Genomic DNA, 22,333 nt, shown 5'->3' on the forward strand with positions numbered 1-22,333 from the left:
TAGAAACTGAAAAATAATCTATATCCACCAGCAAGTTAACATCGACTGTGATGATACCCAACTCTTTCCCCAACCAAAAGCCACCCCTAAAATCTAAAGTCGCTTTATGGCGGATAAGAAGCGATGCCCCATAAGCCGCCACATATAAATCAGCGATTACCAGCCCAATTACTACTCATGGGCATTGACTGTGCGCCCCGCAGCCCATTGTCTTAGGGCATTAATCTTATCGCCCATCAAGATGGATAAAGGTTTGGTTTTGGTCAGCTCTTCTAACAACATGTCTTGGTCGAGCGTTCGCGCTAAACTGCGGGCGCTGTACATGGCGGCGATCACCGCCTGCTCGATTTCAGCCCCCGAAAACCCTTGGCTGTGGCGCGAAAGCTGGGCAAGATCGAGCCGAGTCACATCGATACCGCGGCGCTGGCAATGGATCAAGAAAATTGCTTTGCGTATGGCCTCATCGGGTAAATCGACAAAGAAGATTTCATCCATTCGCCCCTTACGCATCAGCTCGGGCGGCAGGGCTTGAATATCGTTAGCGGTGGCGACCACAAACACCTCAGACTTACGCTCCGCCATCCAAGTTAATAGTGTGCCAAGAATGCGGGTCGAAGTGCCCTCATCACTGCTACTGCCGCTTAAGCCTTTCTCTATTTCATCAATCCAAAGGATGCAAGGAGACATCATATCGGCCAATTCGAGAGCGTTACGCAGATTCTTCTCTGTTTCACCTATGTATTTGTTATATAAGGCGCCCATATCGAGTCTGAGCAAGGGCCGCTGCCACACACCCGCCACCGCTTTGGCCGCAAGACTTTTGCCACTGCCCTGCACTCCGAGTAATAACACCCCCTTTGGCGCATCGGGTTGTACCGCAGCCTTGGCATCGGTGGTTATCTGCACCGCTGGCGCGCGCTGTTTTAACCATTTTTTGAGATTATGTAATCCAGCAATCTGCGAAAAATCACTGGTGTCGTACTCAAATTGCAATATGCCATTAAGATCGAGCAGCTGGAATTTGGCTTTATTAATCAGATCCACATCTGAGTGAGTAATGGCGCCATCATCCACAATCGCTTTATGGATCAATCGTCTGGCATCATCTAAGGTCACACCGCGCAGGTTTTCCGCCAGTTTAATCACGGCTTTATCATCCACATTCAATGGCATGCCTTGGGTGCGCACTTTATCCACCTCAAGATAAATCAGGTTCTCAAGCTGCGAGGTACTCGGCAGGGTAAGCTGAAAATAGGCGCAGTAACGCTTAATTTCGGGCGGGATCTCAAAGGCATGACTCACTAGCACCAGCGTATGTTGCAGCGCATCGTATTCGAGGGCGATTTCTTTCAGCAGACGGACATTCTTTGGCGCATCAATCACAAAGGGATGAAAATCACAGAGCACATAAATCCCCTGCTGGGTCGTCGCTTTAATCTGCCCCAAGATATCGCTGGGTTCAGTATTAAATTTCTGTGCAGGCATCGGCTTATCAACCCGCGTAAGCCCTTGGGTAATACTCCAAGTAAATAGCGGCTGATAGAGTACATTCGCGATTCGCTTAAGCATGTCAACAACACGATATTCTTCATAGGTTTCAATCACCACTATGGGCGTTTTAGAGCGTAGTACAGCGGTCAAATCGCGAATGTCTTGCATATCTTAAGTCCATAATCCGTTATGAAACCAAAAGTTAACATAAAACCAGCGAGTGAACAGGACTTTTACCATGCCAAGCACTAATCCCCCTTAAATAGCTTGATCAAAAACACAGTTGTTAATTTCAGTCTCATGCTTTGCCGCCAATCGGGGTAGACTATGGCCCAAGAACGTCCAAAGGCGTCAATTATCCCAATATAAAAAGGTACCCACACGATGATAGGAACTCCCTACACAGAGGGCGCTCGACGCGCCATGTTGCTTGGCTGCGGTGAGCTAGGTAAAGAAGTCGCCATTGAGTTACAACGCTTAGGTGTTGAAGTGATAGGCGTTGATCGTTATCCCAACGCCCCCGCGATGCAAATAGCCCATCGCTCCCATGTGATCAATATGCTCGATGCCAAGGCCCTTCGCGCCGTTATTGAGCTAGAAAAGCCCCACTTAGTGATCCCCGAAATTGAAGCTATTGCCACTCAAACCCTAGTTGAGATGGAGGCCGAAGGCCTCAATGTGGTGCCGACCGCGCGCGCAACTAAGCTCACTATGGATAGAGAAGGCATTCGCCGCCTCGCCGCTGAAACCTTAGGTTTACCGACGTCGCCCTATTTCTTCTGCGACACTGAAACCGAATTTAATCAAGCGATTAGCAAAATTGGGGTGCCCTGCGTGGTAAAACCCGTGATGAGTTCATCGGGCAAGGGCCAAAGTGTTATCCGCGATACGGCTCAAAGCGCCAAAGCTTGGCAATACGCCCAAGAAGGCGGCCGCGCAGGCGGTGGTCGCGTTATTGTTGAAGGCTTTATCCCCTTCGATTACGAAATCACCCTATTAACCATTAGTGCGGTTAACGGTATCCACTTCTGCGCGCCGATTGGCCACAGACAAGAAGACGGCGACTACCGCGAATCATGGCAGCCTCAAGCCATGTCGGCCGACGTGCTGGCAAAATCCCAAACAATCGCCAGCAAAGTGGTGGAAGCCCTCGGCGGTTACGGCTTATTTGGGGTAGAACTGTTTGTGAAGGGCAGTGATGTGTACTTCTCTGAAGTCTCGCCTCGTCCGCACGATACCGGCTTAGTCACTTTAATTAGCCAAGATTTATCCGAGTTTGCACTGCATGTCAGGGCGATTCTTGGCCTGCCGATCCCGAATATCCACCAACATGGCCCCAGCGCCTCAGCGGTAGTATTGGTGGAAGGCAAATCGAAAAACATTCGCTATCAAGGTCTTGCCGATGCCTTGGCGGCGGAGAATACTCAGCTCAGATTATTCGCTAAGCCTGAAATCGATGGTCGCCGCCGTTTAGGGGTTGCCCTCGCCCGCGATAAAGATATCGAAAGCGCAGTCAACAAAGCGCTGGATAGTGCATCTAAGGTAAAAGTGATTTCTAGGCATGAATGCTTAACAACTTGTCGCCAATACCTTGGCGATAATGACTGCGCCCAGCCTGTTGCTGGGCGCGTTATTAAGGCATCAAAGCCGAGTTAACAGCCATATCTTATCCAGCCAAATTGATTTCGCGTCTAATGCAAAAGCCTGATGCAATCCAAGGTGGTTTTGAGGCATAGTAGCCCTCTATTTGGCACAATCCACGCTAGGCTTTTACTCTTATCCCATGGATTTACGCAGTTGTTATTCCACTCTCTTTCACTCTAAGCGCTTTCACTCTAGACGCTTTCAGTCCAAGCACTTTGAGCTCAAGCGCTTTGAACCCAAGCGCTTTGAGCCCAAGCACTCAAAATCCTTGCAAGCGATACATCGCACCCTTTTCCTTTTGCTCAGGTTATCCCAGTTACTGGCGTTATCCTTTGGCTTAGTGTCCCTTAGTGCCTGTCAGCCTGCGAATCAAGATACATCGAGCATCAAAACAGCCACCGCCGCCCCGCGTGAATTAAGCCAAGAGGTGTATGTTTGGCAGCGGCAATGGCGCGATGCCAATCAAAGCGCCTTGGTCGAAAGCCAAAACACCTTTAATGGCGTTCGCATCCTAGCATTGCAAGCCCATCCCAAACCCAATGGCGCGGATATCTGGTTTGAAGTGCAGGTCAACCATACCTGGTTACAGGCCGATCCTCGCCCTAAAGTGGCGGTGATAAGATTAGATGGCCAACTAACGCGCCTAAATAATCGCGAAGCTCTCCAAAAAATCCTCGCGCTCATTCAAGACTGGCAGGCAAAGGGCACAAGGCTTGCGGGAATTGAAATCGACCACGATAGCGCCAGCAGTAAACTCGCGGCCTATAACGCTTTTTTACGCGAGTTAAAAAGCCAATTACCCCACTCGCTAAAACTCAGTATTACTTCATTGCCTGCTTGGATGAGCAGCCCAGAGTTTCCGCCGTTGTTTGACAGTATCGATGAGCTGGTACTGCAAATTCACAGTGTCAGCGACCCACGTTTAGGGCTGTTCGACGCCACCCAAGGTTGGCAATGGGTCGAGCAGCTGTCACGGTTAGCTAAGGTGCCCTATCTCATCGCCCTGCCCTCCTACGGCTCGGCGGTGTATAGCACGGCAGCGGGTTATCGAGTGGAGAGTGAAGTGCCGATGCAAATGCCTTTGGTAGACACTGCATCTTCGCAGCATCTTGCGCGTCAAGAGCTGATGGCCGATCCACAGGTGTTGCAGTCCTTTGTAAAAAAACTGCACACCTTTGCCGACCCAAAGCTTAAGGGGATAATTTGGTTTAGATTACCCCTCGAAGGGGATAAACGGGTTTGGCCACTCTCGACCCTGATTGCCGTCGCCAAGCAGCAACCACTCGCCCCGCAGATTGAGCTAGAAATCTTAAGCCAAGCCAATACCGAGTCGCCCCAACAGGAGGCGCCGGGAAGCCGCTTATTTCAACTGGTGTTAGTCAATAAGGGCAATCTTGCGGGCAAGTTACCGAGCCAGTTGTCCCTAGCGGCGCAGGCGTGCAGCGGGTATGATGCGCAAAACGGTTATCAAGCCAAATTAACCCAAGGAATATTAGTGTGGCAGTTACCGCAAGCCACCTCAAAGGAGCGCGCAGCCGCACCAGCCTCCTCGCAGTTTGCGCCGAATTTAATCTCAGCGGTCGAGCTAAGCCCAAATGGACGCAGAGTCATAGGCTGGGCACGTTGTGAGTCATTACATTTACAGGGAATTTATGCGCCATAAGTCAAATTCATTGCCAGCGAAGGCTATTCCACGCTGGAAAACCAAATTAAAACAAACAAGCCTGATTGGGTTAAGTCTCTTCTCCCCTGTGCTATTAGCCTGTGGCCCCGACTTCCCATTACAGTTGACTCAAGACAGGCAAAATAACCTAAGCTATTTACCGCAAACCAGTTTTAGCCAGCAGCTAAGCGGTTTAGCCAAACCACTGGCTTGGCAGTTTCAGGGGGCGCCAGCGGCGCAGGAGTATCTTTGGGATGAGGCACACAGTCGCTATCTTTCCCAGACTCGCGCTTATGAAAACAGTGAGTTATCCGAGGCTCAACTTGCGCTAGTTAATAGCCTGCGTGATGCACAAAGCTTGGCTGAGGCCGAACAACTGGCGTCGCAGTTAAAAGAAACCTTACCATCCGCCTTAACCTGGTACAGCCTTGGCGCCATGGCGTTTGATGCCAAAGAGTACGATAAAGCCAGCGATTACTTTAAAAAGGTCATCGCCCTACCTGAGACTGAGCGTGCGGGTCGCAGCCTGTGGGCGCTGTATAGCTTGTCTCGTATCGAGCTGATTAAGAGCAAAAGCGCCAACGATAATAGCCATTTTGCCCAAGCCAATGCTTACTTGCAGCAGCTACAAGCTGAGGTGACTCAAGGCGCCGCCGATCCGCTGCGTTTGAGCTTAGCCGGCCTTGGCGAACAGGCTTATATTCTGCTGCATCAAGGCCAAGCTCAAATTGAAGTGGCTCGTGGGGAATATGAGCCGCCGAAAATTGATGTGGCCTTAAATCCCGCGACGCTGGATAAGATTATTGAGCTATATGCCACTCAATCGGCCGAGGGCGACAGCAGTGGCTATGATTCGTTATTGATGTTAAGCCGCACGCTAATGGCAAAAAATCTCTTAGAGTTAAAACCCTTATTGCAGCAGCCTAGCGTGCAGCAACTGCTTATCGCCTACTGGCAGAGCAGCGCCAATGACTTCGCCTTTGATGGACAGCTTACAGAAATGGGTCAACAGGTCGCTAAGATCCTGACCATCTTCCCAACCGATGGCCTCATGCTGAGCCAAGGCGATAAGTTAGCCGCGATTTACTATCAGTTGGGCGACTATGCCAGTGCCGAGCGCCTCATTGCCCTCGCTAAACCCAGCGGACTCACTTGGTGGCTCACGGCAAAATTAATGATGCAAAAGGGCGATCAAGCCCAAGCCGCTAAGGCCTATGCCGAAGCGGTGCGCCATTTCCCAACGGATATGAACGCTGCTACCGCAACTACCAGCCAACAGGATGCCCAGCAGCAGGCCATTGAAGCCGATGCAGAGCAAGCCACCTATTGCCGTATTCGCGCCGAGCAGGGCGTGCTATCCCTTGAGCGGGGCGAATATGTCGATGCCCTAAACCAACTGTTCGCCAGTGGTGATGAGTATTGGCAGGATATCGCCTATGTGGCCGAGCGCGTGCTCACCACCGCCGAGCTTAAGCTGTTTGTCGACGAGCATGTGCCGGTAATGAACTTCGAGTATCCCAAGGACAGCGATTGGTACGACAGTGTCGAGCCACTCAATAATCGCCTGCGTTACTTACTGGGTCGTCGCTTACTGCGTGAAGGCGCGATTGCCGAAGCCCCTGCTTATTTCAGTAATCCCACACTCAATGCCAATGTGCAGGAGTATGGCAAGGCATTGACCACAGCCAAGAGTAGCAAGGGCATTGAGAGTGCCCGCGCCTATTGGACTGCCGCCGAACTCGCGCGTCATCAAGGCATGGAAATCTTAGGCTTTGAATTAGCGCCGGATTATTCGATTTACGCCGGGATGTTCGACTTAAGGGATTGGTATGCAGCGGATAAGCTCAGCGATAAAGAGCAGCAACGCATCAGCGCCAGCCAAGCGATTCCCGATAAACGTTTCCACTATCGCTACCAAGCCGCCGAGCTGGCAAGCAAGGCCGCCGACTTAGTCCCCCACAACAGCCAAGCCTATGCGGCGCTATTATGCCAAGCCACAGGTTGGGTGTTATATCGCGATGATGAACTCGCCCAACGCTACTATAAAAAATACGTCGCCAACGGCCCCTTTGTGCCTTGGGCCGAGAATTTTGGTACGCAGTGTGAAACCCCAGACTTTGACCGCGCCGTCGAACGGGAAAAAGCCAACCAAATCGCCGAGTGGAATGCGATTTACCACAAACTGAAAAAGCCTGTGGCCGTTAGCGTTGCCATCATCGCCGCCCTACTCGGCGCTTACGCGTGGCGCAGAAGAAAGCGTAAACAGTAAAAACACAAAGCGCCTTTCTTATCACCAAAGAAAGGCGCTAAAGCAGAGCTGATGAATTGCTGGAATACAGGGAGAATTGCCATTGTTTTCCCAGTGACACGCCATGAATATGTCCTTATAGGCTCGACGGCGGCATCCATGCCGCCAACGGTCACTGTTGCAACAATGGCAATCTTTACGACCATCGAACTGTTCATTTGGCTAAAAAGCTAATGCCCCAAAGTGTGTTTCGTATTTTGAATGCTTTAATCAAAATCAAAGTCGTGGGGCTTCACCCCACACCCGACCAAGGAGGACTACTCGTCCTATCCTCCTCTCCTTGGATGCTCCAAGACGCCCCCAACGGAGTTGAAAGCCCCTTGTGCTCATTGACAAATTTGCTATCGCTTCCGAAGGATGCGTCCCTGCACCTGCGAAAGCTAGTCGGTCATCCATGACCGAACTCACGCAATTTGTCTATTCGCCCTGCGGCAACTCCAAGGGAGGTGTATTCCTTAGAGTTTTGAGTCGTTAGATAGCGATTCATCTGCAAAAAATAAGCGTGAAAGAATGGGAAAAGGTAAAACGATATCAAGTGATTACCATCAAACTGTATAAAAAAACCGCTACCGCAAAAAAGCAAATTCCTATAGCATCATTTATACCCATTTACTCGGATGTGGCAGCGGCCAAGTCCAACAAGCGATTTATGCCCTGCAAACAGCGCAGCGCATAAATACTAAGAAGTTATACATTTCAGTAGTTAAGCAAGGAATAAGATGGACTGGTTAAAATATTTAGTTCCTTTTGCTGGTATTGCTTTTGGAGCTTGGCTTGCGCCTTGGATAGAGGGTAGGAAGGCTAAAGCTGAAGCAAAAGAAGCTATTTTATGTTTCTTCACGGAAGCACAAGACTACACAGCTATCGCAAAGGATTATCTTGAAAATATGCATGAGTGCCACAGAAAAGCAACTCAGCGTAAAGTAGGAATGATCAGAACAGACGCCGATTTCTACCCAATAAAATTACCATCAAAGGTATATTTTTTAAGCATAGATAGGGTTATTTCAAAGGCATTTCATGCTACAACTCCAGAGCTTAGGAATGCATTACGATCACTGACTATGATTGTTGAATCTGTAAATTCTTACTCTGACACCCTTAAAAAATATCAGCAAAAAGAAGATTTTGATATCGAAATCATTTATGCCGCATCAAAACAATATGCAATTTTTTATTATCTGGTTAGCCGGCTTGCAGAAGAGAAAGAAAGGTATAAGTCTTTCAAACTTCCACAGGATCAAATTATTGAAAGCGTTTTCAATGCTCTTAATTTGTCCTTTGAAATGACAGATCAGTGTAAAAATGTATAACAAAGCCAGTCAGCAACGCCCACTGCGTGGGCTGGACCTTCAACCCGCTGCGCGGCTTTTCGGCCGCAGCTGGCTGCGTTATCTCCATAGAAATTTGAATCCGAAACTGACGAGTTAGAGCAAAGCGGCTATCACGCTTTTGTCCCAAAGCGTGCTATGTATTTCTTTAAAACTTACAGATTACGCCGATGCTAAATAGGTGAGCCATGGAGGTTTGCGAGACGACCGTCCGCCCCACGGACGGGGCGGTCGAGCATCCAAGGATGGACTTGCTGCGTGTCGGTGAGCGAATGCCATGGCGCACCTATCAGTTGGTGCCAACATTTTTAACTACCTACGATCCCTGCATAATTTACGCTGGAGTAGCAGCCTATTCCCTTTAAACGGGAACAAGCTAACCCATAAGCCTTAGGGATTCACCCAATTAACTCGCTCGCCAGCTAGATAAGCGCTGAGATTTGCCGTTGCGATATTGAGTAGGTTTTGACGCGCTTCTTTGGTTGCCCAAGCATTGTGGGGGCTGATACTGATATTGGGTGCTGTTAGTAGCGGATTATCTGCACTCGGTGGTTCGGTTGAGAGAACATCGACGCCGGCACAGACTTTGCCCTGCGTTAATGCGGCCGCCAGCGCCGCCTCATCGATTAAGCCGCCGCGTGCGGTGTTGATCAGTAGCGCCTGCGGCTTCATTAATTCGAGGGTTTGGGTATTAATCAGCTCGGTGGTTTCAGGGGTAAGTGGACAGTGGAGCGAGAGAATATCGGACTCCTTGAATACCGTATTACGGGATGTCCAACTCACGCCTTGGGGTAAATCGCGGGGCTGAGTGCGGGTATTTACTAATACCTTCATACCGAAAGCTAAAGCGAGTTTAGCCACCTGCTGGCCAATATCCCCATAACCAATCAAGCCTAAGGTTTTGCCTTTAAGGGATTGCAGCGGCATTAAGGTAAAACAAAAGTCACTGCAATTGCTCCATTGCCCTGCGGCAACGGCTTGATGGTGCGCCGCAACCGCTTGCGTGTGATGCAAAATATGGGCAAACACCATTTGTGCGACGGCATCGGGACCATAGGCGGGCACGTTGGTGACCACTATGCCTAACTCTTTTGCGGCGGCAAGATCTACCACGTTAGTGCCGGTGGCGAGCACGCCGATATATTTAAGCTTAAGCAGTTGGGCTAAGGTGTTGGCATCGAGGGGCGTCTTGTTGGTGAGCACGATCTCCGCATCCTGAGCACGGGGGATAATCTCCGCCGAGGGCGTGCGGGCAAAACAGCTAAATTCCCCTAATGCGCTGACCGCTTGCCAGGTTAAATCCCCTGGATTTAAGGTTTCACCATCGAGTACGACTATTTTCATCTTTACCTCTTAACTGCGTTTGCGCCTTGCCCATAAAGCAGGAAAATTAAAAACTGAGTTTGACCCCAAGACTGGCTTGCACTTGCCACATTACATCCGATGTGACATGCCATAAGCATTGGTCTTCATTACAAAAAAGTGAGGTGTCACTGTCAATAAAGGTCGCGTAGCCACGCAGATCCGCAAACAGCGCGAAGTTTTGCGTCATGCGGTATTCGGCACCACCACCAATGCCCATGGAGAAACGGGTTTCCGTTGACCAATCATCGGGCATCATCCGAGTTACCCCGGCACTGGCGGTAATGTAGGGCTGAAAATCGCCACTTGGGAAGAATAAGGTGCCGCCAAGGTGGATATAGTCCACATCTAAGGAGGCGACTAAGTCAGGGGTAAACAGGCCGCCGCTTTTCAGCTCGGAGGATTGGCGACTGTAGAGCAGGTAAATATTGCCGGGATCGTTAGTACCAATCCCTAACATGATGCCGTAATGACTTGCCTCTTCGATACCCACACTCTGCTTATTATTGGTTTCAGCCTTGTTAGCATCGAGTTCATTGATATCGAACGAGCTACCACCAAAGCTGTAACCACCGTAGGGGGCGACAAACAGCTCGGGTTCGGCATAGGTTGGTAATGCGAGGGTTAGAGGTAATAAACCTGCAATCACACTTAATCGGTTAACGTATTTCATCTTAATCCCTTATCTATCGTTATTATTCCTTGCGTCGACAACGTTAACCGAAGCATTAGCGCATGCCGCGCTCCGATTTCACTCTGTCGTACGCAGCTTGGATATCCTGCGCCTTACGATTGGCAATTTCCATCATCTCGGGTGGTAACCCCTTAGCAACCAATTTATCGGGATGATGTTCATTCATCAACTTACGATAAGCCCGCTTGACCTCTTGATCCGTCGCCTCGGCATTAATGCCGAGCAAATGATAGGCGTCGGTAATCGAGGTTTTATTTCCATTAGAGGTTTGGTGGAAACGGTATTCCGCTTGCCAACGTTTCAGTAATTCATCGAGTTGCCCACGACCATAACCTAACTCTTGGGCCACCGTCATCAGAATTGCATGTTCTGCGGCATCGAGCTCACCGTCCGATAGGGCGGTTTGAATTTGGATCTCGATAAACATTTGCACCAGTTCTTGACGGCCTTGGGTCACGGCGCGAAAGGCTTGCAGGCTGCTACGCAGGTCAAAGTCGGGCTCTTTACCCTCACGGAACGCCTGCTGCGCCTCTTTACGGGCTTCACCCGTTAAGCGCATCTGATCCATCAACATAGTCGCGATACGAATATCGGTTTCAGTCACTCGACCCGACGCCTTGGCCACATGGCCCATCACGGCGAAGGTGGTGTTAAAGAATATTCCCTGTCGATTCTTGGCTTGACCTAAGATCTGACTAAAACTGGCGCCACCACCAGCGCGCTTGTCGTAGAGATGCCCAAGCCATAAGCCCAGTAACGCACCGAAAATACGGCCAAACATAAACCCGATAACAAATCCAAAAAACTTACCCCAAAGGCGCATCTTAATTCCCAATTTGATAATTTATTCAGTCACTCAATCGACATCGCGAGTGAAACCGTTAAGTCAGGGCGCTAAACATTAGGCGATATGCCATTACGCTAGCACTGACTCTAATGCTTGCAGACGCGCAATCGTCCCAACATCGCACCAGAGTCCATTAAAGTGTGCCCCGGTGATCAGGCCATCGGCCATCTTAGCCCGCAGCAAAGGCCCAAGGGCAAAGGCACCATCCGGCGTACCGTCAAATAATGATGGGCGATATAAGCCCATGCCAGAGAAAGTGTATTTTTGCTCACCCTGTTCACGTACAAGGCCCTGTTCCAAGGCAAAGTCGCCGTTAGGATGTTGCTCGGGATTCGGCACCAACCATAAATGCGCCAGAGCTGTATCCGCTAAGGGGACAATCGTCGGCAAGGCATCGATAAACACATCACCATTGAGCACTAAAAACGGTGCATCCGAGTCGCCATCCGTCATCAGCAGAGGCAAGGCTTGTTTAATTCCGCCACCGGTCTCGAGTGCCAATGCTTCGGCGCTATATTGGATCTTGACCCCAAAGGCATGACCATCGCCTAAGGTTTCGACCAGCTTATGCCCAAGCCAAGCGTGATTTATCACGATATCCACGATACCCGCCGCCGCTAACTTCTCGATATGGTACACAATCAGCGGCTTACCTAACACCGGTACTAGGGGTTTTGGTAAAGAGTCAGTCAATGGGCGTAAACGCTCTCCCCTGCCTGCCGCCAGGATCATCGCCTTCATTGCTTGTCTCCCTGCTGAGTATCCTTTCCCTTGGCCGCAAACGCAGGCACAACGCGCGATTGCACCCAAGCGGAAAATGGTGCCAACTCAGGATAAACACTGGCAATATCCACAATGTAGGACAAGGTTAACGGAATATCGGCCATATAGGCGGGCTTGTTATCACGATAGTGTAAACGGGCAAAAATCCCTGCGGCCTTGATATGGCGCTGCAGCCCCATTAAATCAAACCAAGTTTGGTACTGGGTAAAGGATGTCTGCGCCGGAATTTGCCCTAACTCAAGCACTTGCTGATAATGCTGCTGCATTAATTCCAGCACCATGGTTTGCGGCCAACGGATATAGCAATCCCGCAGTAAAGACACAGCGTCATAGGTCACAGGGCCTAACACCGCATCTTGAAAATCAATCACGCACAGCTCGCCCTCTTTTAGCATCAAGTTACGGCTATGGAAATCCCGGTGCATCCCCACCTTTGGCTGAGCGAGGGCATTTTCTACTAAGAGGCCAAAACTCTTCTCCAGCAGTAAGCGTTCCTCATGGCTAAGTTCGAGCTGTAAATGCCTCTCTAACAGCCACTCGGTAAAGATCCCCAGCTCACGGCGCACAAACGCCTCATCATATAAAGGCAAGGGCTGCGTGTTGCCTGTGACAGGATCAAAGCTCTCAACCACTGAGGCCACTTGAGGCAATAATGCCAATGCGCGGCGGTAATAATCGGCGACATTATCGTCCGTAAGTACAGACAATAACTGAGTATCCCCCAGATCGCTCAGAAGCATAAAACCTTGCTCGGCATCGGAAGTAATCACTTTTGGAACTGTCAGTCCCGCCGCCGCATAGCTACTAGCGAGGGCGATAAAAGGCGCGATAGGCACTAAGGCGGGCGGAGAATCGGCGACAATATAGCTAGCATCACGCGCAACGACGCGGAAATAGCGTCTAAAACTAGCATCACCCGAAATCAATATCGGGGTCACATCATAGGAAAAATAACGGTTCAGCCACTGATTAAGGGAAATAAATCTCGGATCGGATAAAGTCATTTCATGGCTCTTATAGAAAAATTGCTTTATTATAGCTGGCATATAATTTGGAAACAGCTAAGAAATTGAGAGATTTATTTGCTGCGTTGCACTTGTAGTTTGCAACTTTCCCCGTCGATACTTGTCCAGACTAAGAAATCATTATTATTGACCTAAGATGCAGATCCGTTACCTTCTGGCCTTGAGCCTGTTACCTAAATTAGTCCTGGCAGACGAATCTCCCGCAACCTCAGCATCACAATGCCTAATCGAACCGCCAGTACCTCGTATCGTATCTCAACCGGGGTTGAGTGCGGCTGAACAAGCAAAAATTCGAATAGCTTCAGACCGCTCAAAAGCTGAAATGGGTAAGCAAGCGATTTTTACCGGTGATGTGGTCTTCAGCCAAGGCGATAGACACATCGCTGCCGATGAAGCCATCCTCGATCAAGCCACAGAACAATTTGATGCTAATGGCAACTTAGTCTTCCAAGACAGCAATTTTACCGTTACCGCAGACTCGCTACAGGCGCAAATGCGCAGCAATCGTGCCACCCTCAAAGGCGCACAGTATTGGCTGCACGGGCAACAGGTGCACGGTGATGCAGAAAAACTGCAAATCACCATAAACAACAACCTGATTTTAACCAATACGAACTTTACCACCTGTCCGCCTGACAACGTCTCTTGGTTGCTTGAAGCCGAAAAAATTAAGATCAACAGCGAAGAAGAATGGGGCGAGATCTGGAATGCCAAGCTGCGAGTGGCCGATATTCCGGTATTCTACATCCCTTATATGACGGTTCCGGTTTCAGACAAACGTAAAACAGGCTTCCTCTATCCAAGCTTTAGCACCAGCACCACCAACGGTTTTGAGGTGTCAGCGCCCTACTATTGGAATATTGCACCGGAATACGACCTGACATTTACGCCAAACTATATGACTAACCGCGGGTTATTCACTAAAACTGAGTTTCGTTATCTCGCGGGTGAAGCTCAAAATGGCCGTTTGAATTTTGAATATCTAGGCAGTGATCGAATGATCGGCGGCAGCCCAAATCGTTACCTGTATAACTGGCAACACCAGGGAGCTATCGATAAAAACTGGCGAGTATTGACTAACTTTACTGAAGTTTCGGATAACAACTATTTCAACGACTTAAAGTCTGATGTTAACCGTGCGACCGATAACCAATTATCACGGATTGGCGAAGTCAGTTACTTCGAACGTGATTGGGATATCAGCACTCGGGTGCAGGATATTAAAGTTCTGGGCGAAGATGAAAAGCCATACCAAGTGATGCCACAGGTTAACTTTAACTACCGTGCCGCCGACTTTTGGAACAACTTGGACTTTGGTTTTAACTCCGAGCTGACCAATTTTGCCCACCAAGATGACGATGTAAACACGGCAACCCGTTTGCATATGGCACCCAGCCTAACACTGCCAATCCATGGTCCTTCAGGCTCACTGACGAGCCAATTAAAGTTAATGCAAACTAACTATTGGCAGGACAAAAATAACACTAAATTTGATACCTTAGATGACACTGTAAGCCGTACCATTCCTCAGGTGCGTATCAACGGACAAATCAACTTCGAACGTTTTACCGAAATATTTGAGCAAAATTATCGCCAAACACTCGAACCTCAATTCCAGTATCTGTATGTAGGTTATGAGGATCAACGGGGTATTGGTATTTACGATACCGCCCAATTGCAGGACGACTACTTTGGTCTATTCCGGGATCGCCGCTTCTCCGGCCTTGACCGTATCGCCGATGCCAACCAAGTGACTCTTGGTATTACAACTCGTTTCTTCGATGACCATAACCAAGAAGCGACCAAATTCAGTCTCGGACAAATCTTCTATCTTCAAGACAGTAAGCTAGGCTTCGAAGATAATATTTTTGAGCAAAATCAATCAACTTCAGTATTGGCGGCCGAGTTAGATACTCGTTTAAGCCAAGACTGGTATTTAGGCGCAGCCATTCAGTACGATACCAACACCAGTGACAATAAAAAGACCGAAGTCACCTTAGACTTCCGTCCTGAAGCCAACAAACTACTGCAATTAAGCTATCGTTATGTACCCGATCTACTGAACTCTAACACTAACGATTTGGTTAATATCTCCCAAGCAGGTGTTCGCGGAGCTTGGCCTATCAATGACAGCCTCTATTTTGTTGGCAACTGGTACTATGACCTCAACGAGAGTCGTAGCATAGAAACCTATACAGGTTTCCAATATGAATCATGCTGTTATGCAATCCGCCTCAGTTATCACTATCGCATTAAAACCAACTACGATGACAACATCGGCTCAGCCATTATCGATGAGCGCGAGCAATTTGAGCGTGGTGTGTACCTCAACTTAGTCATCAAAGGGCTCGGTGGTTCTGGTCCATTAGGTGTAACGGATATGCTCAATGATGGTCTGTTTAACTACAGAAAACCGCTTTATCTGAGGAATTAGCAAAGAATTGTGGTAGATTGCTGAACCTCAACAAGGACTGAGAGTCCAAACAAGTTAATGAAAGCTGTGCGTTCACCCAATAACTGAATTGAGTGACGCATCTTTTAAGAGTTACCAACAAAAGAACATTTAGGCAACTCACTGTAATTTCGATATAAATGGTAAAGTTAACTTAAATAAGCCGTCGAATCTGACCTTAGAACGTGCCAAGGATTTTGTGGATGAAACCCAGTAAACATCTGATTTTTGCTTTATTTGCACTCGCTATCAGCCAGCCAACCATGGCAGCTCCCCAGCCACTCGACCGTGTTGCCGTTCAAATCAACGACGGTATTGTGCTCGAAAGTGAAATCACCAATATGATTGACACGGTTAAAGCCAATGCTAAGGCCGCGAATCAATCGTTACCCTCCGACAGTGCACTGCGCACCCAGGTTATCGAGCGATTAATTTTGACTCGTCTGCAATTACAAATGGCGGATCGCATTGGTCTACATATTGGTGACCTACAGTTAGACCAAGCAATTGAAAACATTGCGCGCGAACAAAAAATGACCGTGGCGCAAATGCAGCAAAAAATTGAGAGCGAAGGCTTAAGCTTCGGCCAATACCGCGAGCAACTGCGTGAAGAAATCACCTTAGGTGAAATCCAACGTATTCAAGTACAACGCCGTATCCAAGTTTCACCACAGGAAATCACTGGCCTAGTGAAACTGATCCAAGAGCAAGGCATGAAGGACGTCGAATACCAAATCGGCCATATCCTGATTGATGTCCCCAATAATCCCACTAGTGAACAACTCGAAGCGTCAAGCAAACGCGCCAATGCCGTGCTTGAACGTTTAAAGAGTGGTGAGGATTTCCGCCGCACCGCTATCGCCTCTTCATCTGGCCCTAAAGCACTTGAAGGCGGTATTTGGGATTATATGAACATCAACGAGATGCCAACCCTGTTTGCTGAAGTCATTAATGGCGCCAAAAAAGGCGATATTATCGGCCCAATTAAAAGCGGTGCTGGCTTCCATATCATCAAGATTATGGATGCTCGTGGTTTACAAACCAAAGAAATTGAAGAAGTGAGAGCGCGTCATATCCTGCTCAAGCCATCGCCAATTCTGTCGGAAGATCGCGCTAAGGCCATGTTGGAGCAATTCCTGAAGCAAATTCGTTCTGGTGAAGCTAAATTTGAAGATTTAGCCCGTCAATACTCTGAAGATCCGGGTTCAGCGACTAAGGGGGGCGAGTTAGGTTGGGCTGAGCCTGGTATTTATGTGCCAGAATTTGCGCAGACACTTAATAGTTTAAGCCCAGATCAGATCAGTGAGCCTTTCCGCACTACCCACGGCTGGCATATCACTCAGTTAGAAGAGCGTAGAAAAACCGATGCCACGGATCAATTTAATACTAACCGTGCGCACCAACTGATTTTCCGTCGCAAATTTAACGAAGAACTGCAAAACTGGCTAGACGAAATGCGTGCCGACGCATACATTGAAGTCTTTCAGCCTGAGTCTAATCGAGGTTAAGGTAAATTGACCACTAAACGTATTGCCGTTACCCCCGGAGAACCTGCGGGTATCGGCCCCGATTTAGTCGTGCAACTGGCTCAGCAGGCTTGGCCTGCTGAGTTAGTCGTTTGTGCGGATCCTGAATTATTAGCCAGCCGGGCTAAACGACTTGGCCTTCATGTTACCTTTCGCCCCTATTTGCCTGATCAAGCCCCAAAACCTCAAGCAGCAGGTACGCTGACAATCGCCCCCTTCAAGCTCGTCACTGAAGCCGTTTGTGGGCAACTTGATGAGCAAAATAGTACCTATGTGGTTGAGACTCTGCGTTACGCAGGTGAAAAAAATATGAGTGGCGAGTTTGATGCCGTTGTCACCGGCCCAGTGCATAAGGGGATCATCAATCAAGCAGGGATTTCCTTTAGTGGTCACACCGAGTTTTTTGCCCATCAGGCTAACTGCCCCGATGTAGTGATGATGTTAGCAACTCAAGGTTTACAAGTGGCACTGGTGACCACTCATATTCCACTGGCTTATGTTGCTAAAGCCATTACACGCCAACGCTTACATCATATTATCAAGATTTTACACGCTGACCTTATCAGCAAGTTTGCCATTGCTTCGCCTAAGATTTATGTCTGTGGCTTAAACCCACACGCGGGTGAAGACGGCCATCTTGGCCGGGAAGAAATCGATGTGATTATTCCGGCACTGAATGAACTGCGTGAAGAATATCAAATGAACATTGTCGGCCCTCTACCCGCCGATACCCTGTTCCAACCTAAATATTTACAGGACGCGGATGTCGTCTTGGCCATGTACCATGACCAAGGCTTACCCGTTCTAAAGTCACAAGGATTTGGCAAATCGGTAAACATTACCTTAGGTTTACCTTATATCCGTACCTCGGTTGACCATGGTACGGCGCTCGATCTTGCGGGAACTGGCAAAGCCGATATCGGCAGTTTTGTCTGCGCCTTGAATAAAGCCATTGAGTTATCCTCAAAAAACTAAACGATTAGATATTAATGAGTAGCAAAGTACATTTAGGCCACACGGCCAGAAAGCGTTTCGGACAAAACTTCTTAACTGATAACAATGTGATTAACCGCATTGTGGGTGCGATCGCCCCCGATAACGACCATGTGATGGTAGAGATCGGCCCAGGCCTTGGCGCTTTAACGGAGCCAGTCGCCTCCTCGATAGACAATCTCACCGTAGTGGAGTTAGACCGCGATTTGGTTGAGCGCTTGCAGCATCACCCAGTACTTAAGGATAAGCTCACCATTCATCAGGGCGATGCATTGCAGTTTGATTTTAGTCAGTTGGTTGTCCCAGGTAAAAAACTCAAAGTTTTTGGTAACTTACCTTACAATATTTCAACTCCGTTAATGTTCCATCTGTTCGAGTTTGCCGAACTGATTGAAACCATGCACTTTATGTTGCAGAAGGAAGTAGTACTTCGTTTATCTGCAAGTCCAGGCACGAAAGCCTATGGCAGATTAACGGTTATGGCACAATATTTTTGCCAAGTGGTCCCCGTACTCGAAGTACCACCCCATAGCTTTGCGCCGCCACCGAAAGTGGATTCTGCCGTAGTGCGCCTTTTGCCCTATGCTGAAAAACCCTTCCCCTGTAAAGATGTGAATGTGCTACGCCAGCTATGTACCACGGCATTCAATATGCGCCGCAAAACACTGCGTAATAATCTCAAACAAGTGTTAAGTGATGAAGAGTTCGAACAGTTAGGTATCGATCACAACCTGCGTCCAGAACAAATCTCCGTTGAACAATATGTTGCAATGGCGAATATGGTATGTGATAAGCAGGCTTAAGCAGTTAAGTTTGATGGGCACCTAGGTGCCCAATATCATTGTAGGAACTCACATGAGCGTATTGGATAACTCTATCCGAGTCGAAGTCAAAACCGAGTATATTGAACAACAATCCTCGCCAGAGGATCAGAAATACCTCTTTAGCTACACTATCACCATTATCAACCTCGGTGAGCAGACCGCAAAACTCGAAACCCGTCACTGGATCATTACCGACGCGAACGGCAAAATGACTGAAGTACAAGGTGCAGGAGTAGTCGGCGAAACCCCAAGCATTCCACCCAATACCGCCTACCAATATACCAGTGGCACAGTACTCGATACGCCTCTTGGCATTATGTATGGCACTTATGGTATGGTCAGCGAATCTGGCGAACGTTTTAAGGCAACCATTAAGCCCTTCCGTTTAGCGACCCCTGGTTTATTACACTGATTTAATTTAAGAAAGGATACTGTGGCCCATTATTTTGTTGGTGATGTCCAAGGCTGTTTTGCCGAACTCCAAAAATTACTTGCTAAAGTCGACTTTAATCCATCCCGCGATGAACTGTGGGCGGTGGGTGATCTTGTCGCTAGAGGCCCAGATTCATTAGCGACACTGCGCTTTTTTCAATCTCTAGGTGATGCGGGTAAAACGGTTCTAGGGAACCACGATCTGCATTTACTGGCCCTGCATGGCAAACTTAAGCGGGATAAACCCAGTGATAACCTCACACCACTATTAAACGCACCGGATATTTCGAGCCTTATCGACTGGCTTAGGCAGCAACCCCTAATGCGGGAGTTGCCAGAACATAACGTCATCATGACCCATGCTGGCGTACCGCCGCAGTGGTCGTTAGAACAATTAAAGCAAGAATCCCAACTGGTTAGCCAAGCCCTACAGCAAAATGACTATCTCGATGCACTCATTCGCCAAATGTATACCGACACCGCAGAACGTTGGGACCCAAGTGCTATTGGTATAAATCGGCTGCGATTTTGTATTAATGCGTTGACCCGCATGCGTTATTTGTATATCGATGGTCATTTGGATTTTGATTGTAAACAGCCACCAGAAAATTGCAGTAATCCACAGCTTCGCCCGTGGTTTGAATTTACATCGGCATTACGCCAAAGTCACACATTAGTGTTTGGACATTGGGCTGCATTGATGGGAAAAGTGAAAGATCCTAAGTTAAAAGCACTCGATACAGGCTGTTGCTGGGGAGAACACCTCACCCTATGGCATCTTGAAAAAGACCAAAAAATTACCCAAAAAAAGTTAAAAAAGAGTTAAACTAACCTTAACTTTGGTCGATAAACGACAGTGCGTCTAAGCCCTGAATTTAATAATCTTTTCATTCGGAATAATATAATAATAACCGGAGTATCCTATGAAAGTTAATGTAGCCACCCGAGTCATTGGCGGGTTTAGCATAGTCACGCTTTTACTTGTGTTGTTAGGATTTACCTCTTACCTGACGAACATTAGCCTCAAAGATAGTTCGGCGATGATGCAAGAACTCAGCCTGCCAGCCCTAAAATCGACCAATCATTTAACCGAGTCCCTGAGTGAGCAACAGCGTCAAGTATTAATCGCTTACCATGCCCCAAAATCCCGGCTCATTCCCGATATCCGTAAAGTATTTAACGACCATAGCGCCCAGTTTAAAAATGAGATCAGCAATCTTAACCAGCTTGTTCAAAAGCAAAACAACTTGTCATCATTGATTTCTCAATTAAATACAAGCTTTTCTACCTTTGAGCGGGATAGTTTGGCCATGCTTACCGAGCGAGAAGCCGCGTTAAGCAAACAAGAACAGCTTATCAATTTAAAAAAGAAACTCGAAAATGCCGCCGATGATGCCTCATCGGTACTGCTCGATATTATCGATTTAGAAAATAGCCAAAACCCTGATGCCCAGAGTCTTGCAGCTTCAGCCAGTGCAATTGATAGCAGCATGGGGAATATCATCACCACCATTGCTGATTTGGTGACAAACGAAGAAATGAGTAAACACGAACTCATTTCCAAGGAACTTGATTACATTCTTAGCGAAAGCAAAAATAAGCTCGAATACGTTAACCGCCATGCGCAGGGTATTATTGAAGCTGATACCTTAGAATCGATTAACCAAGATATTAAAAAAGTACTGGCACTCCTCGAAGGCTCAGATTCTATGGTGCAACTCAAAGCGAGCCAGCTGAACCACGCACTGGCGGCATCGAATCAGCTCAGCATTATTGAGAAAGACGCTAAAATCATCGATCGTAACATGGAAGAAGTGAGCAATAATATCGAAGCGGTTGCAGCACAAATGAGCCAAGAAACCATTGCTCAAATTGATGCAGCCAGTATCCGCACTATGATTGTGGTGCTTATCGCAATTGTTGTCGCCGTTATTATCAGCTTTGCCGTAGTCACGCCCCTAAAACGCTCGCTGAACCAAGTAAACAATGCGCTGAATGTGCTCGCTTCAGGTAATTTAACCCATAAATTAGATGATTCAGGTCACGATGAGTTTGCTGAACTTGCCAAAAACTGTAATCGCTTGGTCGATAGTTTACGCGGCTTAATTGCGGGTATTTTAGATCGTTCAAACCAGCTTGCCGCCGCAGCTGAACAGACCTCTGCAATCACCGCACAAACCACCACGGGTATCCAAGAACAAAAGAATCAAGTCGATCAAGTGGCTACCGCAACGACAGAATTAAGCTCCAGCGCGCAACAAGTGTCGATGAGTGCCGATGATGCCCTCGCGCAAATTAAACAAGCTGATCAAGAAGCTAAGCATATGCGTGCTATTGCCGAGGAAAATAAACACACCATTCTGGCCTTAGCGGAAGAAGTGGCTAAAGCAGGCCAAGTGATTAACAAGGTCCAATCGGATAGCGCCTCAATTGGCTCGATTTTGGATGTGATCCGCGGTATTGCCGAACAGACGAATCTATTGGCATTGAACGCGGCCATTGAAGCCGCGCGGGCGGGTGAACAAGGCCGTGGCTTTGCGGTCGTCGCCGACGAAGTAAGAAGCCTAGCATCAAGAACCCAAGTCTCGACCCGTGAAATTCAACAAATGATTGAGGTATTGCAGCAAGGGGCACAGCAAGCAGTGGCTGCGATGGATATGGGCCGTGCCCAAGCCAATGCCTGCGTAGCAAAAACAGAACAAGCCAACCTTGCCCTAGAGACCATCAGCCAGTCGGTGCATAAAGCCTATGATGCAGGCACTCATATTGCCCACGCCGCGCAGGAACAAAATTTAGTAAGCCAACAAGTGTCTGAAAAACTAGAACATATTGCAGCAATTTCGGAAGAGACCGCGATTGGCGCAGATCAAACCGCCCAATCAAGCCATCAGGTGGCTAAGCTTGCCGAAGAGCTACAAGCTTCTGTCGGTGAATTTAGAGTGTAAGCAAACACTCAGG

The 22,333-nt window shown here is 48.2% G+C and carries 17 protein-coding genes and 1 pseudogene; 11 read left to right on the forward strand and 7 right to left on the reverse strand.

The window, feature by feature from the left end; translation table 11 throughout:
• Window positions 1-171: 171 nt before the first annotated feature.
• Window positions 172-1,659, reverse strand: coding sequence for an AAA family ATPase (locus tag M0413_RS04045; protein WP_249553243.1), 1,488 nt, complete (start codon window positions 1,657-1,659; stop codon window positions 172-174).
• Between the two features lie 216 nt (window positions 1,660-1,875).
• Here M0413_RS04045 and purT point away from each other — a divergent pair.
• The 3 genes and pseudogenes from purT to M0413_RS04060 form a co-directional block, all read left to right on the forward strand.
• Window positions 1,876-3,045, forward strand: a pseudogene (gene purT, locus M0413_RS04050) (formate-dependent phosphoribosylglycinamide formyltransferase); the annotation flags it as partial.
• A gap of 229 nt (window positions 3,046-3,274) precedes the next feature.
• Window positions 3,275-4,798, forward strand: a complete 1,524-nt coding sequence (locus tag M0413_RS04055; RefSeq protein WP_249553347.1) for a DUF3142 domain-containing protein — start codon at window positions 3,275-3,277, stop codon at window positions 4,796-4,798.
• Window positions 4,788-7,067: a tetratricopeptide repeat protein gene (locus M0413_RS04060; RefSeq protein ID WP_249553244.1), complete on the forward strand. Its 2,280-nt coding sequence runs from the start codon at window positions 4,788-4,790 to the stop codon at window positions 7,065-7,067. Before M0413_RS04055 ends, M0413_RS04060 begins: the two co-directional genes overlap by 11 nt.
• Here M0413_RS04060 and M0413_RS04065 read toward each other — a convergent pair.
• Window positions 7,034-7,264, reverse strand: a complete 231-nt coding sequence (locus M0413_RS04065; RefSeq protein WP_249553245.1) for a hypothetical protein — start codon at window positions 7,262-7,264, stop codon at window positions 7,034-7,036. The genes M0413_RS04060 and M0413_RS04065 overlap by 34 nt on opposite strands.
• A gap of 561 nt (window positions 7,265-7,825) precedes the next feature.
• Between M0413_RS04065 and M0413_RS04070 the strand changes: the two genes are divergently transcribed.
• On the forward strand, window positions 7,826-8,419 hold the full coding sequence (locus tag M0413_RS04070; RefSeq protein ID WP_249553246.1) for a hypothetical protein: 594 nt from the start codon (window positions 7,826-7,828) through the stop codon (window positions 8,417-8,419).
• Between the two features lie 408 nt (window positions 8,420-8,827).
• Here the strand turns inward: M0413_RS04070 and M0413_RS04075 are convergent, their stop codons facing one another.
• The 5 genes from M0413_RS04075 to M0413_RS04095 form a co-directional block, all read right to left on the reverse strand.
• Window positions 8,828-9,781 (reverse strand): D-2-hydroxyacid dehydrogenase, encoded by a 954-nt coding sequence (locus tag M0413_RS04075; protein WP_249553247.1) that lies wholly within the window; start codon window positions 9,779-9,781, stop codon window positions 8,828-8,830.
• A gap of 46 nt (window positions 9,782-9,827) precedes the next feature.
• Window positions 9,828-10,472 (reverse strand): outer membrane beta-barrel protein, encoded by a 645-nt coding sequence (locus tag M0413_RS04080; protein ID WP_249553249.1) that lies wholly within the window; start codon window positions 10,470-10,472, stop codon window positions 9,828-9,830.
• A gap of 55 nt (window positions 10,473-10,527) precedes the next feature.
• Window positions 10,528-11,316 (reverse strand): co-chaperone DjlA, encoded by a 789-nt coding sequence (djlA, locus tag M0413_RS04085; protein WP_011718024.1) that lies wholly within the window; start codon window positions 11,314-11,316, stop codon window positions 10,528-10,530.
• Between the two features lie 93 nt (window positions 11,317-11,409).
• On the reverse strand, window positions 11,410-12,081 hold the full coding sequence (gene murU, locus M0413_RS04090) for an N-acetylmuramate alpha-1-phosphate uridylyltransferase MurU (RefSeq protein ID WP_249553250.1): 672 nt from the start codon (window positions 12,079-12,081) through the stop codon (window positions 11,410-11,412).
• The gene (locus tag M0413_RS04095; RefSeq protein ID WP_249553251.1) at window positions 12,078-13,169 is read right to left on the reverse strand and encodes an aminoglycoside phosphotransferase family protein; all 1,092 of its coding nucleotides are present in this window, start codon (window positions 13,167-13,169) and stop codon (window positions 12,078-12,080) included. Before M0413_RS04095 ends, murU begins: the two co-directional genes overlap by 4 nt.
• A gap of 115 nt (window positions 13,170-13,284) precedes the next feature.
• Between M0413_RS04095 and lptD the strand changes: the two genes are divergently transcribed.
• The 7 genes from lptD to M0413_RS04130 all read left to right on the forward strand — a co-directional run bounded on the left by lptD (window position 13,285) and on the right by M0413_RS04130 (window position 22,320).
• Window positions 13,285-15,582 carry an LPS assembly protein LptD gene (gene lptD, locus M0413_RS04100; protein WP_088586794.1) on the forward strand — a complete coding sequence of 766 codons (2,298 nt, stop codon included), beginning with the start codon at window positions 13,285-13,287 and terminating at the stop codon, window positions 15,580-15,582.
• A gap of 221 nt (window positions 15,583-15,803) precedes the next feature.
• Window positions 15,804-17,108 (forward strand): peptidylprolyl isomerase SurA, encoded by a 1,305-nt coding sequence (gene surA, locus M0413_RS04105; protein WP_037421411.1) that lies wholly within the window; start codon window positions 15,804-15,806, stop codon window positions 17,106-17,108.
• Between the two features lie 6 nt (window positions 17,109-17,114).
• Window positions 17,115-18,101, forward strand: a complete 987-nt coding sequence (pdxA, locus tag M0413_RS04110) for a 4-hydroxythreonine-4-phosphate dehydrogenase PdxA (protein WP_037421414.1) — start codon at window positions 17,115-17,117, stop codon at window positions 18,099-18,101.
• Between the two features lie 14 nt (window positions 18,102-18,115).
• Window positions 18,116-18,922 carry a 16S rRNA (adenine(1518)-N(6)/adenine(1519)-N(6))-dimethyltransferase RsmA gene (gene rsmA / locus M0413_RS04115; RefSeq protein ID WP_037421417.1) on the forward strand — a complete coding sequence of 269 codons (807 nt, stop codon included), beginning with the start codon at window positions 18,116-18,118 and terminating at the stop codon, window positions 18,920-18,922.
• Between the two features lie 52 nt (window positions 18,923-18,974).
• Window positions 18,975-19,355, forward strand: coding sequence for a Co2+/Mg2+ efflux facilitator ApaG/CorD (gene apaG, locus M0413_RS04120; protein ID WP_037421420.1), 381 nt, complete (start codon window positions 18,975-18,977; stop codon window positions 19,353-19,355).
• Window positions 19,356-19,376: 21 nt separating this feature from the next.
• On the forward strand, window positions 19,377-20,201 hold the full coding sequence (locus tag M0413_RS04125) for a symmetrical bis(5'-nucleosyl)-tetraphosphatase (RefSeq protein WP_047535502.1): 825 nt from the start codon (window positions 19,377-19,379) through the stop codon (window positions 20,199-20,201).
• Window positions 20,202-20,298: 97 nt separating this feature from the next.
• Window positions 20,299-22,320 (forward strand): methyl-accepting chemotaxis protein, encoded by a 2,022-nt coding sequence (locus M0413_RS04130; protein WP_037430780.1) that lies wholly within the window; start codon window positions 20,299-20,301, stop codon window positions 22,318-22,320.
• The last annotated feature ends 13 nt before the right edge of the window (window positions 22,321-22,333 follow it).

The organism is Shewanella sp. 8A (assembly GCF_023475945.1).
Lineage (GTDB): Bacteria > Pseudomonadota > Gammaproteobacteria > Enterobacterales > Shewanellaceae > Shewanella > Shewanella xiamenensis.

Bases quoted from the DNA above. Each gene is read 5' to 3' on its own strand.
- M0413_RS04045 (WP_249553243.1), bottom strand. From the start codon at position 1,659: ATGCAAGACATTCGCGATTTGACCGCTGTACTACGCTCTAAAACGCCC.
- M0413_RS04055 (WP_249553347.1), top strand. From the start codon at position 3,275: ATGGATTTACGCAGTTGTTATTCCACTCTCTTTCACTCTAAGCGCTTT.
- M0413_RS04060 (WP_249553244.1), top strand. From the start codon at position 4,788: ATGCGCCATAAGTCAAATTCATTGCCAGCGAAGGCTATTCCACGCTGG.
- M0413_RS04065 (WP_249553245.1), bottom strand. From the start codon at position 7,264: ATGAACAGTTCGATGGTCGTAAAGATTGCCATTGTTGCAACAGTGACC.
- M0413_RS04070 (WP_249553246.1), top strand. From the start codon at position 7,826: ATGGACTGGTTAAAATATTTAGTTCCTTTTGCTGGTATTGCTTTTGGA.
- M0413_RS04075 (WP_249553247.1), bottom strand. From the start codon at position 9,781: ATGAAAATAGTCGTACTCGATGGTGAAACCTTAAATCCAGGGGATTTA.
- M0413_RS04080 (WP_249553249.1), bottom strand. From the start codon at position 10,472: ATGAAATACGTTAACCGATTAAGTGTGATTGCAGGTTTATTACCTCTA.
- djlA (WP_011718024.1), bottom strand. From the start codon at position 11,316: ATGCGCCTTTGGGGTAAGTTTTTTGGATTTGTTATCGGGTTTATGTTT.
- murU (WP_249553250.1), bottom strand. From the start codon at position 12,081: ATGAAGGCGATGATCCTGGCGGCAGGCAGGGGAGAGCGTTTACGCCCA.
- M0413_RS04095 (WP_249553251.1), bottom strand. From the start codon at position 13,169: ATGCCAGCTATAATAAAGCAATTTTTCTATAAGAGCCATGAAATGACT.
- lptD (WP_088586794.1), top strand. From the start codon at position 13,285: ATGCAGATCCGTTACCTTCTGGCCTTGAGCCTGTTACCTAAATTAGTC.
- surA (WP_037421411.1), top strand. From the start codon at position 15,804: ATGAAACCCAGTAAACATCTGATTTTTGCTTTATTTGCACTCGCTATC.
- rsmA (WP_037421417.1), top strand. From the start codon at position 18,116: ATGAGTAGCAAAGTACATTTAGGCCACACGGCCAGAAAGCGTTTCGGA.
- apaG (WP_037421420.1), top strand. From the start codon at position 18,975: ATGAGCGTATTGGATAACTCTATCCGAGTCGAAGTCAAAACCGAGTAT.
- M0413_RS04130 (WP_037430780.1), top strand. From the start codon at position 20,299: ATGAAAGTTAATGTAGCCACCCGAGTCATTGGCGGGTTTAGCATAGTC.